The sequence below is a fragment of the Streptomyces sp. NPDC045998 genome, assembly GCF_056430285.1.
The window spans coordinates 1-18,821 of the sequence record NZ_JBWKLJ010000012.1 but is presented as its reverse complement, the minus strand read 5'-3'; the positions used below and the strand labels follow the sequence as shown (position 1 = coordinate 18,821).

Genomic DNA, 18,821 nt, shown 5'->3' with positions numbered 1-18,821 from the left:
CGCGCGTACCCGGCCCCGCCGACAACGCCTTGCGGGAACCGCCGCTACTTCTTGCGGCGACGCCCGCCCTTCTGGGCCTTGCGCCGCTCCGCACGGGTCATGCCGTCACCGTCCCGAGCGCCACCGTCGGCGGTCTCGAAGTCGCCCTCGATGATGTCGCCCTCGCCGTCGACCTTCGGCGCCGTGAAGTGCAGCCGGTCCGGCCGCCTCGGTGCCTCCAGCCCCTTGGCGCGGATCTCCGGGCGCGCGGCACCCGCCTGCGCCGGGACGGCGTCCTCCTTGGTCAGCGAGGTCTTCTCGGCGGCGACCGCGTCCTGCACCGGGACCTCCTCGACCTGCTGCTCGACCTGGACCTCCAGGTTGAACAGGTAGCCGACGGACTCCTCCTTGATGCCCTCCATCATGGCGGTGAACATGTCGAAGCCCTCGCGCTGGTACTCGACCAGCGGGTCCTTCTGCGCCATGGCGCGCAGGCCGATGCCCTCCTGGAGGTAGTCCATCTCGTAGAGGTGCTCGCGCCACTTGCGGTCCAGCACGGAGAGGACCACGCGCCGCTCCAGCTCGCGCATGATCTCGGAGCCGAGCTGCTTCTCGCGCTCGTCGTACTGCCGGTGGATGTCTTCCTTGACCATCTCGGCGATGAACTCGGCGGTGATCCCGGCACGGTCGCCGGCCGCCTCCTCCAGCTCGTCGACGGTGACCTTGCACGGGTAGAGCTGCTTGAAGGCGCCCCACAGCCGGTCCAGGTCCCACTCCTCCGCGAAGCCCTCGACGGTCTCCGCCTGGATGTACGCGTCGATCGTGTCGTCCATGAAGTGGCGGATCTGCTCGTGCAGGTCCTCGCCCTCCAGGACGCGGCGGCGCTCGCCGTAGATGACCTCGCGCTGCCGGTTGAGCACCTCGTCGTACTTCAGGACGTTCTTACGCGTCTCGAAGTTCTGCTGCTCGACCTGGGACTGCGCGGAGGCGATGGCGCGCGTGACCATCTTGTTCTCGATCGGTACGTCGTCGGGGACGTTGGCCATCGCCATCACGCGCTCGACCATCTGCGCCTTGAACAGCCGCATCAGGTCGTCGCCCAGCGACAGGTAGAACCGGGACTCGCCGGGGTCGCCCTGACGGCCGGAGCGGCCGCGCAGCTGGTTGTCGATACGCCGCGACTCGTGCCGCTCGGTGCCCAGCACGTAGAGCCCGCCGAGCCGCTTGACCTCTTCGTTCTCGGCCTTGACCGCGAGCTCGGCCTTCTCCAGGGCGGCGGGCAGCGCCGCGGCCCACTCCTCCGCGTGCTCGACCGGGTCGAGGCCGCGCTGGCGCAGCTCCGCCTCGGCGAGGTCGTCGGGGTTGCCGCCGAGCTTGATGTCGGTACCGCGGCCGGCCATGTTGGTGGCGACGGTGACGGCGCCCTTGCGGCCGGCCTGGGCGACGATCGTCGCCTCCCGGTCGTGCTGCTTGGCGTTGAGCACCTCGTGCGGGATGCCGCGCTTGGACAGCTGCTGCGACAGGTACTCGGACTTCTCGACCGACGTCGTACCGACGAGGATCGGCTGGCCCTTCTTGTGCTTCTCCTCGATGTCGTCGACGACCGCGGCGAACTTGGCGACCTCGGTGCGGTAGATCAGGTCCGACTGGTCCTTGCGGACCATCGGCCTGTTCGTCGGGATCGGGACGACGCCCAGCTTGTAGATCTGGTGGAACTCGGCGGCCTCGGTCATGGCCGTACCGGTCATGCCGGAGAGCTTGTCGTAGAGGCGGAAGAAGTTCTGCAGGGTGATCGTGGCGAGGGTCTGGTTCTCGTCCTTGATGTCCACCCCTTCCTTCGCCTCGATCGCCTGGTGCATGCCCTCGTTGTAGCGGCGGCCGGCGAGGATACGGCCGGTGTGCTCGTCGACGATCATGACTTCGCCGTCGATGACGACGTAGTCCTTGTCCTTCTTGAACAGTTCCTTGGCCTTGATGGCGTTGTTCAGGTACCCGACGAGCGGGGTGTTGACCGACTCGTAGAGGTTGTCGATGCCGAGCCAGTCCTCGACCTTGGCGACGCCGGACTCGTGGATGGCGACGGTGCGCTTCTTCTCGTCGACCTCGTAGTCGCCGGTCTCCTCGATGCCCTTGAGGGGGTTGCCGGGCTCGCCGCGCTTGAGGCGGGTGACGAGCTTGGCGAAGTCGCCGTACCACTTGGTGGCCTGGTCCGCCGGGCCGGAGATGATCAGCGGCGTACGGGCCTCGTCGACCAGGATGGAGTCGACCTCGTCGACGATGGCGTAGTTGTGGCCGCGCTGGACGAGCTCGTCCTTGGACCACGCCATGTTGTCGCGGAGGTAGTCGAAGCCGAACTCGTTGTTCGTGCCGTACGTGATGTCGCAGCCGTACTGCTCGCGGCGCTGCGCGGGCGACATGTTGGCGAGGATGCAGCCGACCGACAGACCCAGGAACTTGTGGACGCGGCCCATCATCTCGGAGTCGCGCTGCGCCAGGTAGTCGTTGACCGTGATCAGGTGCACGCCCTTGCCGGAGAGCGCGTTGAGGTACGCCGGGAGCGTGCCGACGAGGGTCTTGCCCTCACCGGTCTTCATCTCGGCGACGTAACCGAGGTGCAGCGCGGCGCCGCCCATCAGCTGGACGTCGTAGTGGCGCTGCCCGAGGACGCGCTTGGCCGCCTCGCGTACGGTGGCGAACGCCTCCGGAAGCAGGTCGTCGAGGCTCTCGCCGTCGGCGTACCGCTGCTTGTACTCCTCGGTGAGCGCCCTCAACTCGGCGTCGGAGAGGTTGACGAAGTCCTCTTCGATGGAGTTGACCTGGTCCGCGATGCGGTGCAGTTTGCGCAGGATCTTGCCTTCGCCTGCACGCATGAGCTTGTTGAAGACGGACACTGAGGTTGGTCTCCTTGCCGGTCGGGCCTGGCACTGGGTCTTGTCATGGACACTGGCACGGGCACGGCAGGTGGGCCCCACCGCAACGGCCATCGTAAGCGAGGACGCCGCCGGGCTGGGAGGTCCGCGCCCACCTGAGCCGACCGCCGCGCCGACATGCCGCCCGCAAGGACAACGCACGGGGTGCGCCGAAGGTGCCGCTGAACCCGAAAAGTGCTTCGCCCCGGGCGGCCGGCGCCTTCCTGCCCCGCCCCGCCGCCGTCACCAGCCCGCTCCGGTCCGAGCGCCGGCCGGACTGTCAGTGCCGCCCTCTATCGTGCCGAGCATGACCACGATGCCGCGCCCGACCGCCGAACTCTCCGCCGACGAGGCCCGTCGTATCGCGCTGCGCGCCCAGGGCTTCCTGGGTGCGCCGGACCGCCGCGCGGGGGTGCGCGGCGTCCTGCGCCGTCTCGGGGCCGTCCAGCTCGACACCATCTCGGTGCTGGCCCGCTCCCACGAGCTGGTTCCGTACGCGCGCCTGGGCGCCGTCGGCCGCAAGACCGTCGACACGGCGTACTGGTCGCAGACCCACGCCTTCGAGTACTGGTCGCACGCGGCGTGCGTCCTGCCCATCGAGGAGTGGCCGCACTTCGCCTTCCGCCGCCGCGCCTACCGCGCCCGCCCGCAGTGGCACCACGACCTGCCGGACGGCGCGTACGAAACGGTGATCGAGCAGCTGCGCGCCCAGGGGCCGCTGACCGCGACGGAGCTGGGCGGCGCGAAGAACGGCGGCGAGTGGTGGGACTGGTCCGCATCGAAGGTCGCCGTCGAGCGCGCCCTGATGTACGGCGAGGTGGTGTGCACCGAGCGGCGCGGCTGGAAGCGGGTGTACGACCTGGCCGAGCGCGCCGTCCCGGGCCACCTCCTGCACGACGAGCTGGACGACACGGAGTGCCTGCGCCGCCTGGTGCGGCTGGCGGGGGAGGCGCTGGGCGTGGGCACGCGCGCGGACATCGCCGACTACCACCGGCTCAAGGGCGAGCAGTTCGACGCGGTGATCGCCGACTCGGGGCTGGTGCCGGTGCGGGTGCAGGGCTGGTCCAAGCCCGCCTGGGCGGCCCCCGAGGCCCTGGCGACCGTGCCGCGCGGCCGCCACCGCACGACCCTGCTGTCGCCGTTCGACTCGCTGATCTGGGAGCGGGCCCGTACGGAGCGGATCTTCGGCTTCACGCACCGCCTGGAGGCGTACGTCCCCAAGCAGAAACGGATACACGGCTACTTCGCGATGCCGTTGCTGGCGGGCGGGCAGCTGGTGGGGCGGGTGGATCCCGCCCGCGAGGGGACGACCCTGGTGGCCAAGCAGGTGTCGCTGCTCTCCCCCAAGGCGGTGGCCCCGATGGCCGAGGCGCTGCGCGAGGCCGCCGAGTGGGTGGGCTGCGACGCGGTGCGGATCGAGCGCGTCGACCGCCCGGAGCTCGCGCCCGAGCTGACCACCGCCCTGGCCCGGCTCACCTGATCTCGAGGATCTTCTCCCTCATCGCGTACACCACGGCCTCCATCCTGGAGTGGAGCTGGAGCTTCTCCAGGATGTTGCGCACGTGGTTCTTCACGGTGTTCTCGGAGATGAACAACTCCTTGGCGATGTCCCGGTTGTTCATCCCGGTGGCGACCAGCTTGAGGACCTCGAGCTCGCGGTCGGTCAGCCGGGGCGCGGGCACCAGCCTGCGCTCGTCGGTGCGCTGGATCATCGACTTGAACTCGGTGAGCAGCTTGGACGCCATGGAGGGGCTGATCTGCGACTGCCCGTCGGCGACGGCGCGGATGGCGGTCGCGACCTCGTCGGTGGAGATCTCCTTGAGGAGGTAGCCGGTCGCACCCGCCTTGATCGCGTCGTAGAGGTCGGCCTCCTCGTCGCTGATCGTCAGCATGATGATCTTGGCGCTGGGAGCGACCTCCTTGATGGAGGTGCAGGCCTCGATGCCGCCCCGCTTGGGCATCCGCACATCCATGAGGATGATGTCGGGCAGCAGGTCGGCGGCCTTGTCGACGGCTTCCGCGCCGTCGCCCGCCTCGCCCACCACCTGGATGTCCTCCTCCTGCGCGAGGACGATCTCCAGGCCGCGCCGGAAGAGCGCGTGGTCGTCCACCACCAGGACCCGGATGGGCTCCTTGCGGTACGGGGACGCGCCGCCGTCCGTGCCGTCGGCGCCGCCGTCCCGGCCGTCACCTGCATCCGCCCCGCCCACCGGGGCGTCGGAGCCGCCCCGGTGGTGCACCGGGCCGAAGCTGTCCGCCATCGTTCCTCCCCCTGAAGGCCTGGCCTGAGGTCCCTGTTCCGTGCGCCAACCGCAGGTCGCAAAGCACCGGTTGGCGTGAGACGCCATGATTTCATGCCCGCGCGGCGGAGCGGTGCTCCTCCGGTCGCACGGTGGTGCCCCTGGGGGCGCACGAGGCGCTCCAGGGGCACCGTCTCGGGACGGGGTCGGCTACGGTCAGCCGCCGAGCGCACCACCGGCGCCGCCCGCTTCGGAACCGGCCAGCGGGTCGGTCTCCAGGTGGATCACGCCGTAGTCGTAGGCGTGACGGCGGTAGACCACGGCGGGCAGTTTGTTCTCGGAGTCGACGAAGAGATAGAAGTCGTGGCCGACCAGCTCCATTTCGTAGAGCGCCTGGTCGAGCGACATCGGGGCGGCCTTGTGCGTCTTCTCACGCACCACCAGCGGTCCTTCGCCGCGGACTTCGAGCGGGCCGACCTTGGTGGTCGGGATGTCGTCCTGCTGCTCCTCGGTCGCGGTGGCGCCGTTTCCGTTCATCCTGGCCACGCCCGGAATCGCCGCGGGCACCTCGGCTGCCGACAGCCGGCCGCTGCCCCGGCGGGTGAAGCGCTTGTCGTGCTGCTTGCGCAGCCGCGCCTCCAGCTTGCTCGTCGCTAGATCAAGCGCTGCGTACGGGTCGCCTGCCGCTGCTTCCGCCCGGATCACCGGACCGCGGGAGTGGAGGGTGATCTCCACGCGGTCGGACCGGTCGGCCTGCCGCGGGTTGGGCTCCTTGGACACCTCGACGTCGAGGCTGATCACCTTGCTGTCGAGCTTCTGGATCTTCTCCGGATTCAGCTTCTCGGCCACGTGCTTGCGGAACCGCTCGGGCACCTCGGTCTTGCGGCCCTTGACGACGATGTCCACGCAGAACTCCGTTCCCGGATCGCCCCGCCGGCTCACCGGCCGGCGAGCATCTCCCTTTTGCACCAGACCCCGGTGAGCACCGGAGCCTCGGACTTGGCGACGTTCACCTCCTCCTCCCCAGTGGACAAGATCCCCACCCCAACCGATTTCATGTCCTGACCGGATTCCGGTAAACACCCGGAAGCGTGGCAGTGCATTCGGTGAAGCGCGGCCTTCGCCATTCCTCACAACCGAACATAGCTCGCTCGGACGGATGTCGGCACCCGATACCAGCACGTACGTCCGATCGAGTGCTTTTACTCCGTCACTGACTGCAACGAAGCAGGCCACGGCTGAGTTCCACGTTATTTCGCATACGTCGAACGGATGCCGGAGGACGACGGTGGCGGACACGACGGCCTCGACGGCCACGCGCTTACGACGGCGGCGCGGTGAAGGACGACGGCGGGGCGGCCACCACCGCGGCCCCCACGTGTCCGGGCACGGCCCTGGCCGCCTCGACGAGCGAGGCCCCAGTCGTCATGAGATCGTCGACGAGTACGGCCCTGCCTCCCGCCAGTACCCGGCCGCCGCCCGCCACCACCTCCAGCGCCCCCGCCATGTTCACCAGCCGCTGCCGGGCGTCCAGCCGCGACTGGTCCGACACCGACCGCCGCTGCCGCAACACGGGCAGGACCCGCGCCGCCGTTCCCGTACGCCGCAACTCGGCCGCCGCCGCCCACGCGATCCGCCGCGCCGCGTCGTGCCCGCGCGCCCGCACCGCGCGCCGTGACGACGGCACCGGTACCAGCAGCAGCGGCCCGGCCCCGAGCCCCGCCGAGGGCGCAGCGGCCGCTCTGACGGCCCCTGCCAGGGCCAGACCGAGCGGCCGGGCCAGTCCCAGCACGCCGCGCTCCTTGTGCCCCAGCAGCACCGCGCGTACCGCATCGCCGTACGGCGCGGCGGCATGCACCACGGGCAGGCCCGCGGGCTCGGGCACGGGTCGCACCCGGCCGGGCGGACGCCCGTACAGGGCGCGCCCGCACTCCTCGCACAGCTGCGTACGGGCACGGCCGCAGCCTCCGCAGGCGACGGGCAGCACGAGCCCGGCGATCTCCCGCCACCATCCCCGCATGCCCCCACTGTGCCGACCGGCACGGCGCCCCCGCCACCCCTGTGGACAACCGTGCACACGGACGGAAGGGCGGGGCCGGCATCAGCCGGGGTAGACCGGTGACGTGCCCTTCTCGGCCATCGGCTGCCAGTTGCCGCCGGCCTGCAGCCGCACGATGCCGTCGTCGGCCGAGGCCGCCACCAGCGGCGCCCGCTCGTCGCTGGCCGCCGCGACCGCCTTCACCTGGTTGAGCCCCGGAATCCCGGCGGCCGAGGTGGAGCCGTCCGTCTGGATGTAGCGCACCTGCTGCACGCCTCCGGCCAGCTTGCCGAGCACCACCAGCCGGCTCGGCCCGGCCCAGGACACCGAGCTCACCGAGTCCATGCGCGGCGCGGCCGACTGCAGTTCCACCACGGCGGCCGTCTGCTGCGTGCCCGCCCCGTCCCTCTGGACCCGGCCGATGTGCAGCGTGGTCTTGCCGTTCTTCTCCAGCAGCAGCGCCATGCGCACGCCGTCCTCGGAGACCCGCAGCGCCTTGATCCGCACGCCGTCGGTCAGCCACGGCGCCGTCACGGGCAGTGGCGCGCCGGAACCGCCCGGGATCAGCAGCAGCCGCGGCTTGGCCGGATTGCGGTCGGCCACCCACAGATCGCCGCGCCCGTCCCAGCTCGGCGCCGACAGGCCGTCCTCGGGCGTGCCGCCGTCGCTGCGCAGGATCGGCGCCGGCAGCTGCCCCTCCGAGGTGATCGACGCCACCCTCAGGTACCGGCCGTCCTGCGACACACCGGCCGCGTACCGCTCGTCCCGCGACACCGCGACGGAACCCACCTTCGCCGCGCCGTTGCCGAACGGTCCCCGCACATGCCGCGGCCCCCCGACGTCCTTCGCCGTGGCGTCGAGCTCGGCCAGCTGTCCGTTCGCGTCGATGAAGTACGGATTCTTCGGGGCGACGGCGGTCGGGACGGCCATGAAGTCCTCCTTCTGGCCCTCACCCAGCACGCAGAGCCGCGAACCGTCCGACCGCTGCAACTCCACCTGCTCGACCCTGGTGGACGCCAAATCCCCCACGGTGAACAACAATTGGACCGCCATCTTTCGGCACTGGTCCTGGCCGACATTGTCGGCCTTCTCGTTCAGCGGCACCTTCAGCGAGTTCTGGTCGTCCGGCGTCAGCGACTTCACGTCCTCCTTCAACGCCGTACCCGTGGGAAAACGCGAATCGACCACCGGCTTCAGCCAGTTCGTCGGCCCTTCCAGCAGCGCCTTGACGGTCTGCGCCACCGGGTCCATCCGGGTCACCGGATCCTGCCGCTGCCGGATGTACACGGGGTCGGCCACGACCCGCCCGCTCGCGAAGTAGTACTTGTTGACCGACCGGTAGTTGCGCAGAAAGTCCGACTCACCGAGGACGAGGCCCGGCGGCAGACTGTCGATACGCCACTCCTTGCCCTTCCCCTCCGGACCGGCGACCTGCACCAGATGGATCGTGCCGTTGTAGTTGGACGGGCCGAGCGGCTGATAGGCCTGATGGGCGTCCACGGCCGCGACCGGCTGCCCGTACAGCCGGTAGAGCAGCCCGGGACCCTCCTGCCCGGCGGTGCGCTCGGGCTGCGGTTCGGGCGCGGCGGCGAGGACCGTGGTGCGCTCCTCGGGCTTCCAGGTCTGCGCCGCCTGCTTGGTCAGGTACTTCCGGGCGGTCGCGAAGCCTGGGTCGTCGCCGGTCATCGCCTCCAGGAAACCGTCGACGATCTCGTCCGGCGCGGCGTTGTCCCGGGGTGTCACCGGGTAGACCCGCACCTGCGAATCGCCCGGCTTGGAGGCCTTCACCGCGGATACGTCTCCGCTGTCCGGCATCGAGGCGCACCCGGCGACCAGTGTGGCGCAGCCGAGCAGCGCGGCCCTCCGCGCCGTACGTCCCCGCCCGTACCGATGACGCTCAGCGCCCACGAGCCATGCCCTCCCGCTCCGTGTCCCAGCCCCCGTGCCCGCCTGTGGCCCCGCCCGCGTCCCCGCCGGTATCCGCTTCGCGATCCGCTTCCCGCGCCGGTACGGCGCCCTCGCCGGTCCGCTCCCCGGTCTGTCGTGCCACCACCCGGGCTCCAGTACCGGGCAGGGCCGTGGGGTCCGCTGTCGCCTGTGCCGGTGCGTGGCGCGGCGGTATCGGCGGCTGGCCCGCGCCCCCTTGTCCCGGCACGGTCGCCGGCCGGGGGCCTTCCGGCCCCTCGGCGGCGGCCCGCTCGCGGTTGCGCCGCGAGTCCTCCGGCTCCAGGGGTATCGGGGAACCGCGCAGCGGCTCGTCCGCCGTGCGCGGCAGCGTCAGCCGGAACTGCGAGCCGCCGCCGGGCTCGCCCCAGGCCTGCAGCCAGCCGCCGTGCAGCCGGGCGTCCTCCAGCGCGATCGACAGGCCGAGGCCGGTCCCGCCGGTCGTCCTGGCCCGCGCGGGGTCGGCGCGCCAGAACCGGTTGAACACCCGCGTCGCCTCGCCGGGCTTGAGGCCGACTCCGTAGTCGCGTACGGCGATGGCCACGGCGCCGCCCGCGGCGGCCATCCGGACCACCACGTCACGGCCCTCGCCGTGCTCCACGGCGTTGACGACGAGGTTGCGCAGGATGCGCTCGACGCGCCGCGGGTCGGCCTCGGCGACCACCGGCTGCTCGTCGCCGACGACCAGGATCCGGCCGCCCTTGCGCTCCGCGAGCGGCTCGGCGCCGCCGATGACGCGGCGCACGACCTCCCGCAGGTCTATCGGCTCCGCCTCGAGCGCCGCCGCGCCCGCGTCGAACCGGCTGATCTCCAGCAGGTCGGCGAGCAGCGACTCGAACCGGTCCAGCTGGTCGCCCAGCAGCTCCGCGGAGCGTGCCGTCACCGGGTCGAAGTCCCCACGCGCCTCGTGGATCACATCGGCGGCCATCCGCACGGTCGTCAGCGGCGTACGCAGCTCGTGCGAGACGTCGGACACGAACCGGCGCTGCATCCGCGACAGGTCCTCCAGCTGCTGGATCTTCAGCTGGAGGTTCTGCGCCATCTTGTTGAAGGCCTCGCCGAGGCGGGCGATGTCATCCTCGCCGGTGACCTTCATCCGCTCCTGCAGCCGGCCCGCCGACAGCCGCTCGGCGATGCCCGCCGCCATCCGTACCGGCGTGACGACCTGCCGCACCACCAGCCACGCGATGGCGCCCAGCAGGACGACGACGAACAGCCCGGCCGTCGCCAGCGTCGTCTTGACCAGGGAGAGCGAGTCCTCCTCCTGCGTCAGCGGGAAGAGGTAGTACAGCTCGTAGGAATTGCCCTCGACGTCGTTGAGCCGCTTGCCGATCACCAGCCCGGCCTCGGACGCCTTGCCGTCGGTGTAGTGGATGCGGGTGTACGTCTGGAAGGTCCCGGTCCCCTGTGCGACCGAGTCGCGGAGCGCGGCCGGGATGCTGGTCGCCGGCTCCACGCCCCCGGAGGCCCGGGCGCCGCGGCTGGGGGCCGTGCCCGCCGAGTCGGAGCTCAGCGCCACCACGTTGAACGCGCTCTGCCCGCCACTGGCGAGTTGCACGACCAGGTCGGAGCGCCAGTTCAGCGACGAGGGCGCCGTCGGGCTGCCGCCGCCGACCTGCCCGGGCCGCGGCGCACTGGCCTGGTCCTGTGCCGCGGAGAAACCACCGGAGGCCTGGCTCTGCGCCGCCCTCTCCTTGGCGTCCAGCAGACCGTTGCGCATCTGCCCGATGACGACGATGCCGAGCAGCAGCACCACGCCGAGTGACATCAGCAGCGTGCCGGCGACCACCCGCAGCTGGATGTTGCGCCGCCACAGCCGTACGGCGGGCAGCAGCGGACGGCGCACCCAGCGCGCCAGGAGCCGGAGCACCCGGCCACCGGGCGCCCCGTCCTGGAGCAGCGGGCCGCCGTGGAACAGGCGGCCGACGCGCGAGGGGGCACGCCCCGGACCGGCAGCCCGCCCCGCACGGACTCCCGGCTTCCCGGGCTTCGGAGCAGCACTGCCGCGGGACATGTCAGCTCGGTCCGGCCTTGTAACCGACACCACGGACGGTCACGACGATCTCCGGCCGCTCCGGGTCCTTCTCGACCTTGGAGCGCAGCCGCTGGACATGCACGTTCACCAGCCGCGTGTCGGCGGCGTGGCGGTAGCCCCAGACCTGCTCCAGCAGCACCTCGCGGGTGAACACCTGCCACGGCTTGCGGGCCAGCGCGACGAGCAGGTCGAACTCGAGCGGCGTCAGCGCGATCGACTGACCGTCCCGCTTGACCGAGTGGCCGGCCACGTCGATGACCAGGTCACCGATGGTCAGCTGCTCCGGCGCGGGCTCCTCCGACCTCCGCAGCCTGGCCCGGATCCGGGCCACCAGCTCCTTCGGCTTGAACGGCTTGACGATGTAGTCATCGGCACCGGACTCCAGCCCGACCACCACATCGACCGTGTCGCTCTTGGCGGTGAGCATCACGATCGGCACCCCGGACTCGGCCCTGATCAGCCGGCACACCTCGATGCCGTCCCGTCCGGGAAGCATGAGGTCCAGCAGCACCAGGTCCGGCTTGACCTCCCGGAATGCGGCAAGGGCCTTGTCGCCGTCCGCTACGAACGACGGCTCGAAACCCTCACCACGCAGCACAATCCCGAGCATCTCGGCCAGTGCGGAGTCGTCGTCGACGACAAGGACGCGTCCCTTCATAATCGACATCATCCCATTAGCTAATCGTTACCTGGCGTGACCTGGCACACAGCTCGGCGATTCCTGTTGCGGTGACGGGCGAGAGTACGCCCTCCTCGGTGACGATCGCCGTCACCAGCTCCGGCGGCGTGACGTCGAAGGCGGGGTTGTACGCCTGCGTTCCGAGCGGGGCCACCGGCAGCCCTCCACCCGATCCACCATGCGCCAGCATGACCTGCGGCGGCGCCGTGAGCTCCGTCACCTCCTGCCCGGAACGCTGCTCCACCTCGATGGACGCCCCGTCCGGGGTGTTCAAATCGATCGTCGTGACGGGCGCGACCACGATGAACGGCACGTGGTGGTACTTGGCGAGCACCGCGAGCGGATAGCTTCCCACCTTGTTGGCCACCGATCCGTCGGCGGCGATCCGGTCGGCCCCGATCAGGACGGCGTCGACCTCCCCGGCCGCGAACAGCGAACCCGCGGCGTTGTCGGTGAGCAGCGTGTACGCCAGCCCGTGCCGGGCCGCCTCGTACGCGGTGAGCCTGGCGCCCTGCAACAGCGGGCGTGTCTCGTCCACCCACAGCCGCCGCAGCCGACCCGCCCGGTGCGCCGCGAGCGCCACCGCGAAGGCGGTGCCCTCGCCTCCGGAGACGAGCGCCCCGGTGTTGCAGTGCGTCAGGACGCGGTGCCCACCGCCCGGCAGCAGCTCGTCGAGGAACGTCAGCCCGTGCCGCGCCATGCTCGCGCTCGCCTCGGCGTCCTCGCGGTGCAGCGCCCGCGCCTCCGCGAGGACGACACCGGCCGCCTCGTCCCGGCCCGCGCCCTTCTCCAGAGCCACCCGGTAGGCGGCTTCCGCGCGCCGCACCCCGTACCCGAGGTTCACCGCGGTGGGCCGCGCCCCCGCCAGCAGGGCGGCCGCCTCCTGTACGTCGTAGCCGCGCGCGGCGGCCAGCGCGACCCCGTAGGCGCCGGCGATGCCCAGCAGCGGCGCGCCCCGCACGGCGAGGGTCTGTATCGCCCGCACCAGCGCCGGCACGTCCGTGCAGACGAGCTCGACCTCCTCGGCGGGCAGCCGCGTCTGGTCGAGGAGTACGACCACCGGTCCTTCCGGTGGCTCTTCCCACCGCAGTGCGGGCAACGCGGACGGCTCGGTACCGGACGGCGTGTGTGCGTACTGATCAGCCATCCGCCCAGTCTGCCCGCTGAACGACCGACAATGAAGGTGCCGATGAGATACAGGCCCTGGCCCGGCCAGGGGCGGCGCGTGGCACGATGGCTGCCAACCTGCCGCCAAGCCGAGCGGCCCGGCACCCCGACCGAGCCGGCTCGACGAGCCGGCCCCGCGACAGATTCACGAGGTGGACGACCGTGAACGACACTCCGGGCTGGGCCTCGCCCGGGTCCGCACCCTCCGACGGCCAGGGCGCCGGCGTCCCGCGCCCCGCCGGGCCCTCCGACGGGGACGGCGCCGCTTCCAAGTGGTCCAAGGAGCAGCCGCCCGGCGCCCAGTGGTCCCCACCGGGCTCGCCCCATCCCACCGGACCCGTTCCGCCCCCCGCCCCGCAGTGGGGCGGCGGCCAGCACCAGGGCGGATGGGGTCGGCCGCCGGCCGCCAAGCCCGGCGTGATCCCGCTGCGCCCCCTCGGCGTCGGTGAGATCCTCGACGGCGCGGTCTCCACCCTGCGGGCCCATTGGCGCACCGTCCTCGGCATCACGATCACCGTCGCCGTGGTCACGCAGATCGCCGACATCCTCGTCCAGCGCTTCCTGCTTCCGGCCCCGCCGACGGTCGACCCCAACGCGACGCCGTCGGAGGCCCTGAACCAGTCCGTCGAGGCCACCCAGGCGAGCATGGTGTCCCTGGCCCCGACCATGCTCATCAGCCTCATCGGCACGCTCTTCACGACCGCGCTGCTCACCGTCGTGATCAGCCGTTCGGTGCTGGGTCGTCAGGTGAACCTCTCCGACGCCTGGCGCGAGGCCCGCCCCCGGCTGCCCCAGCTCTTCGGGCTGACCCTGCTGCTGCCGCTGATAAGCGTGACGATCATGCTGGTGGGCGTACTGCCCGGGATACTCCTCGGTTCCGCCGCCGGAGTCGCCCTCGCCGTCTTCGGCGGTCTCGGTGCCGTCCTGGTCGTCGTCTGGCTGATGGTGCGCTTCAGCCTCGCCTCGCCGGCGCTGATGCTGGAGCGGCAGGGGGTCATCCCCTCCCTGCGCCGCTCCGCCAAGCTGGTCCGGGGCGCGTGGTGGCGGATCTTCGGCATCCTGCTGCTGACCGCTCTGCTGCTCTTCCTGGTCATGATGATCATCGCGATCCCGTTCAGCATCATCGCCCTGGCCGTCGACGGCGACGGGTTCAGCGGCCTGCTCACCGGAACTCCTCCGGAATACGGATGGCCGTTCCTGATCATCACCGGCATCGGCTCCGTGATCGGCGCGTCGATCACGTACCCGATCTCCTCCGGGGTCACCGTCCTGCTCTACGTGGACCAGCGCATCCGCCGCGAGGCCCTCGACCTGGAACTCGCCCGCGCCGCCGGCATCCCCGGCTACGGCTCCGCGCCCGACGACACCACGTCCAGGAGCTGATGCGGTGCTCGTCACGGGGGGACCGACGACGGCATGGGCGCTGAACCGCGCCACTGACGACGTACCGGTGGACATCCCACGCGTGCCCGCCCGCGAGGCGGCCGAGCGGGAACTGTCCAAGCCGATGTACCACGAGGACGATCCGAACCTCCTGCAGCGGGGTCTCGACCGGTTCTGGGAGTGGGTGGGCGACCTCTTCGCCTCCGCCTCCGCGGCCACCCCGGGAGGGCTGCTCGGCATCGTGGTCATCGCGCTGATCGTCGTGGCGCTCGTCGGCGCCTTGTGGTGGCGCCTGGGAACTCCCCAGCGCGCCGCCGTGTCGTCGGATTCCCTCTTCGACGACCGCCCCCGCAGCGCCGCCGAACACCGCGCCGCCGCCGAGGCCCACGCCACCGCCGGCCGCTGGAACGAGGCCACCCAGGAACGGATGCGCGCCATCGTCCGCTCCTTGGAGGAACGCGCCCTCCTGGAGCCGCGCCCCGGCCGCACCGCGGACGAGGCCGCGGCCGAGGCGGGCCGCCCCTTGCCGGCGCACGCGGACGAACTGCGCGCGGCGGCCCGCGCCTTCGACGACGTCACATACGGTGGCCGCACCGCCGACCAGCGCGTGTACCAGCGCCTCAAGGAGCTGGACGGCGCCTTGGAGCGGACGAAGCCACAGCTGAATGAAGCGGCCCCGGCAGGAGCAGGACCAGCGGGCGGAGGAGCCGCCGAATGACCGGCACACCCACCTCGCTCGCACTGACACCGCGCCACGTCTGGAACAGGGCCCGCGGACTGCTGATCGCGCTCGCCATCCTCATCGTGGCCGGAATCCTCATGGCCCTCCTCCGCTCCGGCGAGCAGCACGGCCGCCTCGACCCCCGCTCCGCCGACCGCTACGGCAGCCGCGCCGTGGCCGAACTCCTCAAGGGCCATGGAGTCACCACCCGCGTGGTGACCACCCTCGACGAAGCGGTCGCCGCAACGGGCCCCGACTCCACCCTCCTCGTCGCCACCCCGGACCTGCTGACCGACCATCAGCAGACAACCCTCCGGGCCTCCATGGACACGTCCGGCGGCCGCACGGTTCTGGTTTCCGCCGGCCCCGCCTCCCTTGAGACCCTGGCTCCCGGGGTCAGCACGGAAACACCCGCTGAGACCGAGGCCCTGTCTCCTCAGTGCTCCTTTCCCGCCGCCGAGCGCGCCGGCGACGCCGACATGGGCGGCGAGCGCTATGTCACCACGCTCCCCGACACGGACGCCTGCTACCGCAGCGACGGCCTGCCCACGCTCCTCCGCACCCAAGGCCGCGCCGGAGACGACACCGTCCTCCTCGGCGCCCCCGACATCCTGTACAACGACCGCCTCGACAAGCGGGGCAACGCCTCGCTCGCTCTCCAGCTCCTCGGTTCCCGGACCCATCTCGTCTGGTACCTCCCCTCGCTGAGTGACCCCTCTGCCACCGAAGGCGGCGGTGACCGTGAGGACGGCCGGGGCGCCGGCAAGACGTCGTTCCTCAGCCTGATTCCGTCCGGCTGGCTCTGGGGCACCCTCCAACTCGCCCTCGCCGCCGTCCTCGCCGCCATCTGGCGCGCCCGCCGCCTCGGTCCCCTCGTGACCGAACGCCTTCCCGTGGCCATCCGCGCCTCCGAATCCACCGAAGGCCGCGCCCGCCTCTACCGCAAGGCCAACGCCCGTGACCGCGCGGCCACCGTCCTGCGTACGGCGACCCGAACCCGCCTCGCTCCCCTCCTGGGTGTCCCACCGACGGAAGCCCACGCCCCCGACTCCCTGCTGCCCGCCGTCTCCGCCCGCCTCTCCGGCGCCGGCCAAGGCGCTTCCGGCGAGACGGACCTGCGCACCCTTCTCTTCGGCCCGGCCCCCACGGACGACACCACTCTGATCCTTCTGGCAGACCAACTCGACGCCCTCGAAAGAGAGGTACGCACCTCATGAGTGCCCCGACCCCCGAGACCCCTGAGAACTCGGACAGCGCCCGCGCTTCCCTGGAAGCCCTGCGCACCGAGATCGCGAAGGCCGTGGTCGGGCAGGACCCCGCTGTCACCGGTCTTGTGGTCGCGCTGCTCTGCCGGGGCCATGTGCTGCTGGAAGGCGTCCCCGGCGTCGCCAAGACGCTGCTCGTCCGCGCCCTCGCCGCATCCCTCGAACTCGACACGAAGCGCGTGCAGTTCACCCCTGACCTGATGCCGAGTGACGTCACGGGCTCGCTGATCTACGACGCCCGCACCGCCGAGTTCTCCTTCCAGCCCGGCCCCGTCTTCACCAACCTCCTCCTGGCCGACGAAATCAACCGCACACCGCCCAAGACCCAGTCCTCCCTCCTGGAGGCGATGGAGGAGCGTCAGGTCACCGTCGACGGCACCCCCCGCCCGCTGCCGGAGCCCTTCCTCGTCGCAGCCACACAGAACCCCGTCGAGTACGAGGGCACCTATCCGCTTCCGGAAGCCCAACTCGACCGCTTCCTCCTGAAGCTGACGGTCCCGCTGCCCTCACGCGAGGACGAGATCAACGTCCTGACCCGCCACGCGGAAGGCTTCAACCCTCGCGACCTCCAGGCCGCCGGAGTACGCCCCGTAGCCGGCCCCGCTGACCTCGAGGCCGCCCGCGCGGCCGTCGCCAAGACGTCGGTATCCCCCGAAATCGCGGGCTACGTCGTCGATATCTGCCGTGCCACCCGTGAATCCCCCTCACTCACCCTTGGCGTCTCACCCCGAGGCGCCACCGCCCTGCTCTCCACCGCTCGCGCCTGGGCCTGGCTCACCGGCCGCGACTACGTGATCCCGGACGATGTGAAGGCCCTCGCCCTCCCCACCCTCCGCCACCGCATCCAGCTGCGGCCCGAGGCCGAGATGGAGGGAGTCACCGCCGACTCCGTGATCACCTCGATCCTCGCCCACGTCCCCGTCCCCCGATGAGGCAGTGACCCGTGGCCCTCACCGGACGAACCGCGCTGCTCGCGGCCCTCGGCTCTCTCCCCGTCGGCATCCTCGCCCCCAGTTGGACGGGGATGCTGGCCGTCAACGCGCCCCTTTCACTCGCAATTCTGTGCGACTACGCGCTCGCCGCGCCAGTGCGAACGCTCCGATTCACCCGAAGCGGTGACACAAACGTTCGGCTCGGTGACAGCGCGGAAGTCCAGCTGACGGTCACCAACCCCTCCCGGCGCCGCCTCCGGGCCCAGCTCCGCGACGCCTGGCCGCCCAGCAGCTGGCTGCCGGGCACGGAGCAGCCCGCGTCCCGGCACAAGCTGACGATCCCGGCCGGCGAACGTCGACGCCTCACTACGGTTCTGCGCCCGACGCGCCGCGGCGATCGCCATGCCGAGCGCATCACCGTGCGGTCCTACGGTCCGCTCGGTCTCGCCGCCCGCCAAGGGAGTCACAAGGTCCCCTGGACGGTCCGCGTCCTCCCGCCCTTCACCAGCCGCAAGCACCTGCCGTCCAGGCTCGCCCGCCTGCGTGAGCTCGACGGCCGCACGAGCGTGCTCATTCGCGGCCAGGGCACCGAGTTCGACAGTCTCCGCGAGTACGTCCCAGGCGACGACACCCGATCCATCGACTGGCGCGCAACAGCCCGCCACTCCAGCGTCGCCGTGCGAACGTGGCGCCCCGAACGCGACCGCCACATCCTCATCGTCCTCGACACCGGCCGCACGTCAGCAGGCCGCGTCGGCGACGTACCCCGCCTCGACGCCGCCATGGATGCCGCACTGCTCCTCACCGCGCTGGCTACCAGGGCGGGCGACCGTGTGGACCTCCTGGCGTACGACCGCGCTGTCCGCGCGCGCGTCCAGGGTCGTTCCGCGGGCGACATCCTGCCCGCCGTGGTGAACGCCCTGGCCCCTGTGGAGCCCGAACTCGTCGAAACCGACGCCCGCGGCCTCAGCTCCACGGCCCTGGCAACCGCGCCCCGCCGTTCGCTCATCGTTCTTCTGACGGGTCTGGAAGCGGCACCCATCGAAGAAGGACTGCTGCCCGTACTGCCCCAGCTCACCCAGCGCCACACCGTTCTGGTCGCCTCCGTCTCCGACCCGCATACGGAACAGATGGCCCGCGCCCGAGGCTCCGTCGACGCCGTATACGAGGCCGCAGCCGGCGCCCAGGCCCAAGCTCAGCGCCAGCGCACCGCAGAACAGCTCCAGCGCCACGGCGTCACCGTCGTGGACGCGACCCCGGACAACCTCGCCCCCGCCCTCGCCGATGCCTACCTGGCGCTGAAGGCTGCAGGCCGCCTCTAACAGCACCGTGACCGGTCGGCATTCACCGGCCGGTCATGCACGCTGCCGACTTCCGATCGAACGCAAAAAAGCCCCGGCCCCCGCACAAAGTGCGGGGGCCGGGGCTCAATATTTGTTCGGCGGCGTCCTACTCTCCCACAGGGTCCCCCCTGCAGTACCATCGGCGCTGAAAGGCTTAGCTTCCGGGTTCGGAATGTAACCGGGCGT

The 18,821-nt window shown here is 71.2% G+C and carries 14 protein-coding genes and 1 rRNA gene; 6 read left to right on the top strand and 9 right to left on the bottom strand.

From position 1 onward, the window contains the following. Window positions 1–44 precede the first annotated feature (44 nt). Entirely contained in the window at window positions 45–2,870 is a 2,826-nt protein-coding gene (gene secA / locus AC07FJ_RS29555) for a preprotein translocase subunit SecA (protein ID WP_468290228.1), read from the bottom strand. A gap of 325 nt (window positions 2,871–3,195) precedes the next feature. Between secA and AC07FJ_RS29550 the strand changes: the two genes are divergently transcribed. After that, a complete protein-coding gene (locus AC07FJ_RS29550) occupies window positions 3,196–4,368 on the top strand; it encodes a winged helix-turn-helix domain-containing protein (RefSeq protein ID WP_479052299.1) in 1,173 nt (390 codons plus the stop codon). Here the strand turns inward: AC07FJ_RS29550 and AC07FJ_RS29545 are convergent. The 7 genes from AC07FJ_RS29545 to mtnA form a co-directional block, all read right to left on the bottom strand. Further along, window positions 4,361–5,149 (bottom strand): response regulator, encoded by a 789-nt coding sequence (locus AC07FJ_RS29545; protein ID WP_479052298.1) that lies wholly within the window; start codon window positions 5,147–5,149, stop codon window positions 4,361–4,363. The two genes, AC07FJ_RS29550 and AC07FJ_RS29545, sit on opposite strands and share 8 nt — an antisense overlap. Window positions 5,150–5,344: 195 nt before the next feature. Beyond that, window positions 5,345–6,034 carry a ribosome hibernation-promoting factor, HPF/YfiA family gene (gene hpf, locus AC07FJ_RS29540; protein ID WP_479052297.1) on the bottom strand — a complete coding sequence of 230 codons (690 nt, stop codon included), beginning with the start codon at window positions 6,032–6,034 and terminating at the stop codon, window positions 5,345–5,347. Window positions 6,035–6,449: 415 nt separating this feature from the next. Next, entirely contained in the window at window positions 6,450–7,148 is a 699-nt protein-coding gene (locus AC07FJ_RS29535) for a ComF family protein (RefSeq protein WP_479052296.1), read from the bottom strand. A gap of 81 nt (window positions 7,149–7,229) precedes the next feature. After that, complete coding sequence (locus AC07FJ_RS29530) at window positions 7,230–9,074, bottom strand: LpqB family beta-propeller domain-containing protein (protein WP_479052295.1); 1,845 nt, start codon at window positions 9,072–9,074, stop codon at window positions 7,230–7,232. Next, window positions 9,064–11,124, bottom strand: coding sequence for an MtrAB system histidine kinase MtrB (gene mtrB / locus AC07FJ_RS29525; RefSeq protein WP_479052294.1), 2,061 nt, complete (start codon window positions 11,122–11,124; stop codon window positions 9,064–9,066). The genes AC07FJ_RS29530 and mtrB overlap by 11 nt, the downstream gene beginning before the upstream one ends. Window position 11,125: 1 nt before the next feature. Then, complete coding sequence (gene mtrA / locus AC07FJ_RS29520) at window positions 11,126–11,815, bottom strand: two-component system response regulator MtrA (RefSeq protein WP_355363568.1); 690 nt, start codon at window positions 11,813–11,815, stop codon at window positions 11,126–11,128. 4 nt (window positions 11,816–11,819) lie between these two features. Then, window positions 11,820–12,971 carry an S-methyl-5-thioribose-1-phosphate isomerase gene (mtnA, locus tag AC07FJ_RS29515; protein WP_479052293.1) on the bottom strand — a complete coding sequence of 384 codons (1,152 nt, stop codon included), beginning with the start codon at window positions 12,969–12,971 and terminating at the stop codon, window positions 11,820–11,822. Window positions 12,972–13,153: 182 nt separating this feature from the next. Here mtnA and AC07FJ_RS29510 point away from each other — a divergent pair, with 182 nt between their 5' ends. Genes AC07FJ_RS29510 through AC07FJ_RS29490 form a run of 5 tightly spaced genes read left to right on the top strand, consistent with a single transcriptional unit; the run spans window position 13,154 to window position 18,614 of the window. Continuing rightward, the gene (locus AC07FJ_RS29510) at window positions 13,154–14,374 is read left to right on the top strand and encodes a DUF7847 domain-containing protein (RefSeq protein WP_479052292.1); all 1,221 of its coding nucleotides are present in this window, start codon (window positions 13,154–13,156) and stop codon (window positions 14,372–14,374) included. A gap of 4 nt (window positions 14,375–14,378) precedes the next feature. Beyond that, window positions 14,379–15,092, top strand: coding sequence for a DUF4129 domain-containing protein (locus AC07FJ_RS29505; RefSeq protein ID WP_479052291.1), 714 nt, complete (start codon window positions 14,379–14,381; stop codon window positions 15,090–15,092). Then, the gene (locus tag AC07FJ_RS29500) at window positions 15,089–16,312 is read left to right on the top strand and encodes a DUF4350 domain-containing protein (protein WP_479052290.1); all 1,224 of its coding nucleotides are present in this window, start codon (window positions 15,089–15,091) and stop codon (window positions 16,310–16,312) included. Before AC07FJ_RS29505 ends, AC07FJ_RS29500 begins: the two co-directional genes overlap by 4 nt. Further along, on the top strand, window positions 16,309–17,292 hold the full coding sequence (locus AC07FJ_RS29495) for an AAA family ATPase (RefSeq protein ID WP_355363578.1): 984 nt from the start codon (window positions 16,309–16,311) through the stop codon (window positions 17,290–17,292). Before AC07FJ_RS29500 ends, AC07FJ_RS29495 begins: the two co-directional genes overlap by 4 nt. An 11-nt stretch (window positions 17,293–17,303) precedes the next feature. After that, window positions 17,304–18,614, top strand: a complete 1,311-nt coding sequence (locus AC07FJ_RS29490; protein ID WP_479052289.1) for a DUF58 domain-containing protein — start codon at window positions 17,304–17,306, stop codon at window positions 18,612–18,614. 114 nt (window positions 18,615–18,728) lie between these two features. Here AC07FJ_RS29490 and rrf read toward each other — a convergent pair. Continuing rightward, window positions 18,729–18,821 (bottom strand): 5S ribosomal RNA (gene rrf, locus AC07FJ_RS29485); the annotation flags it as partial.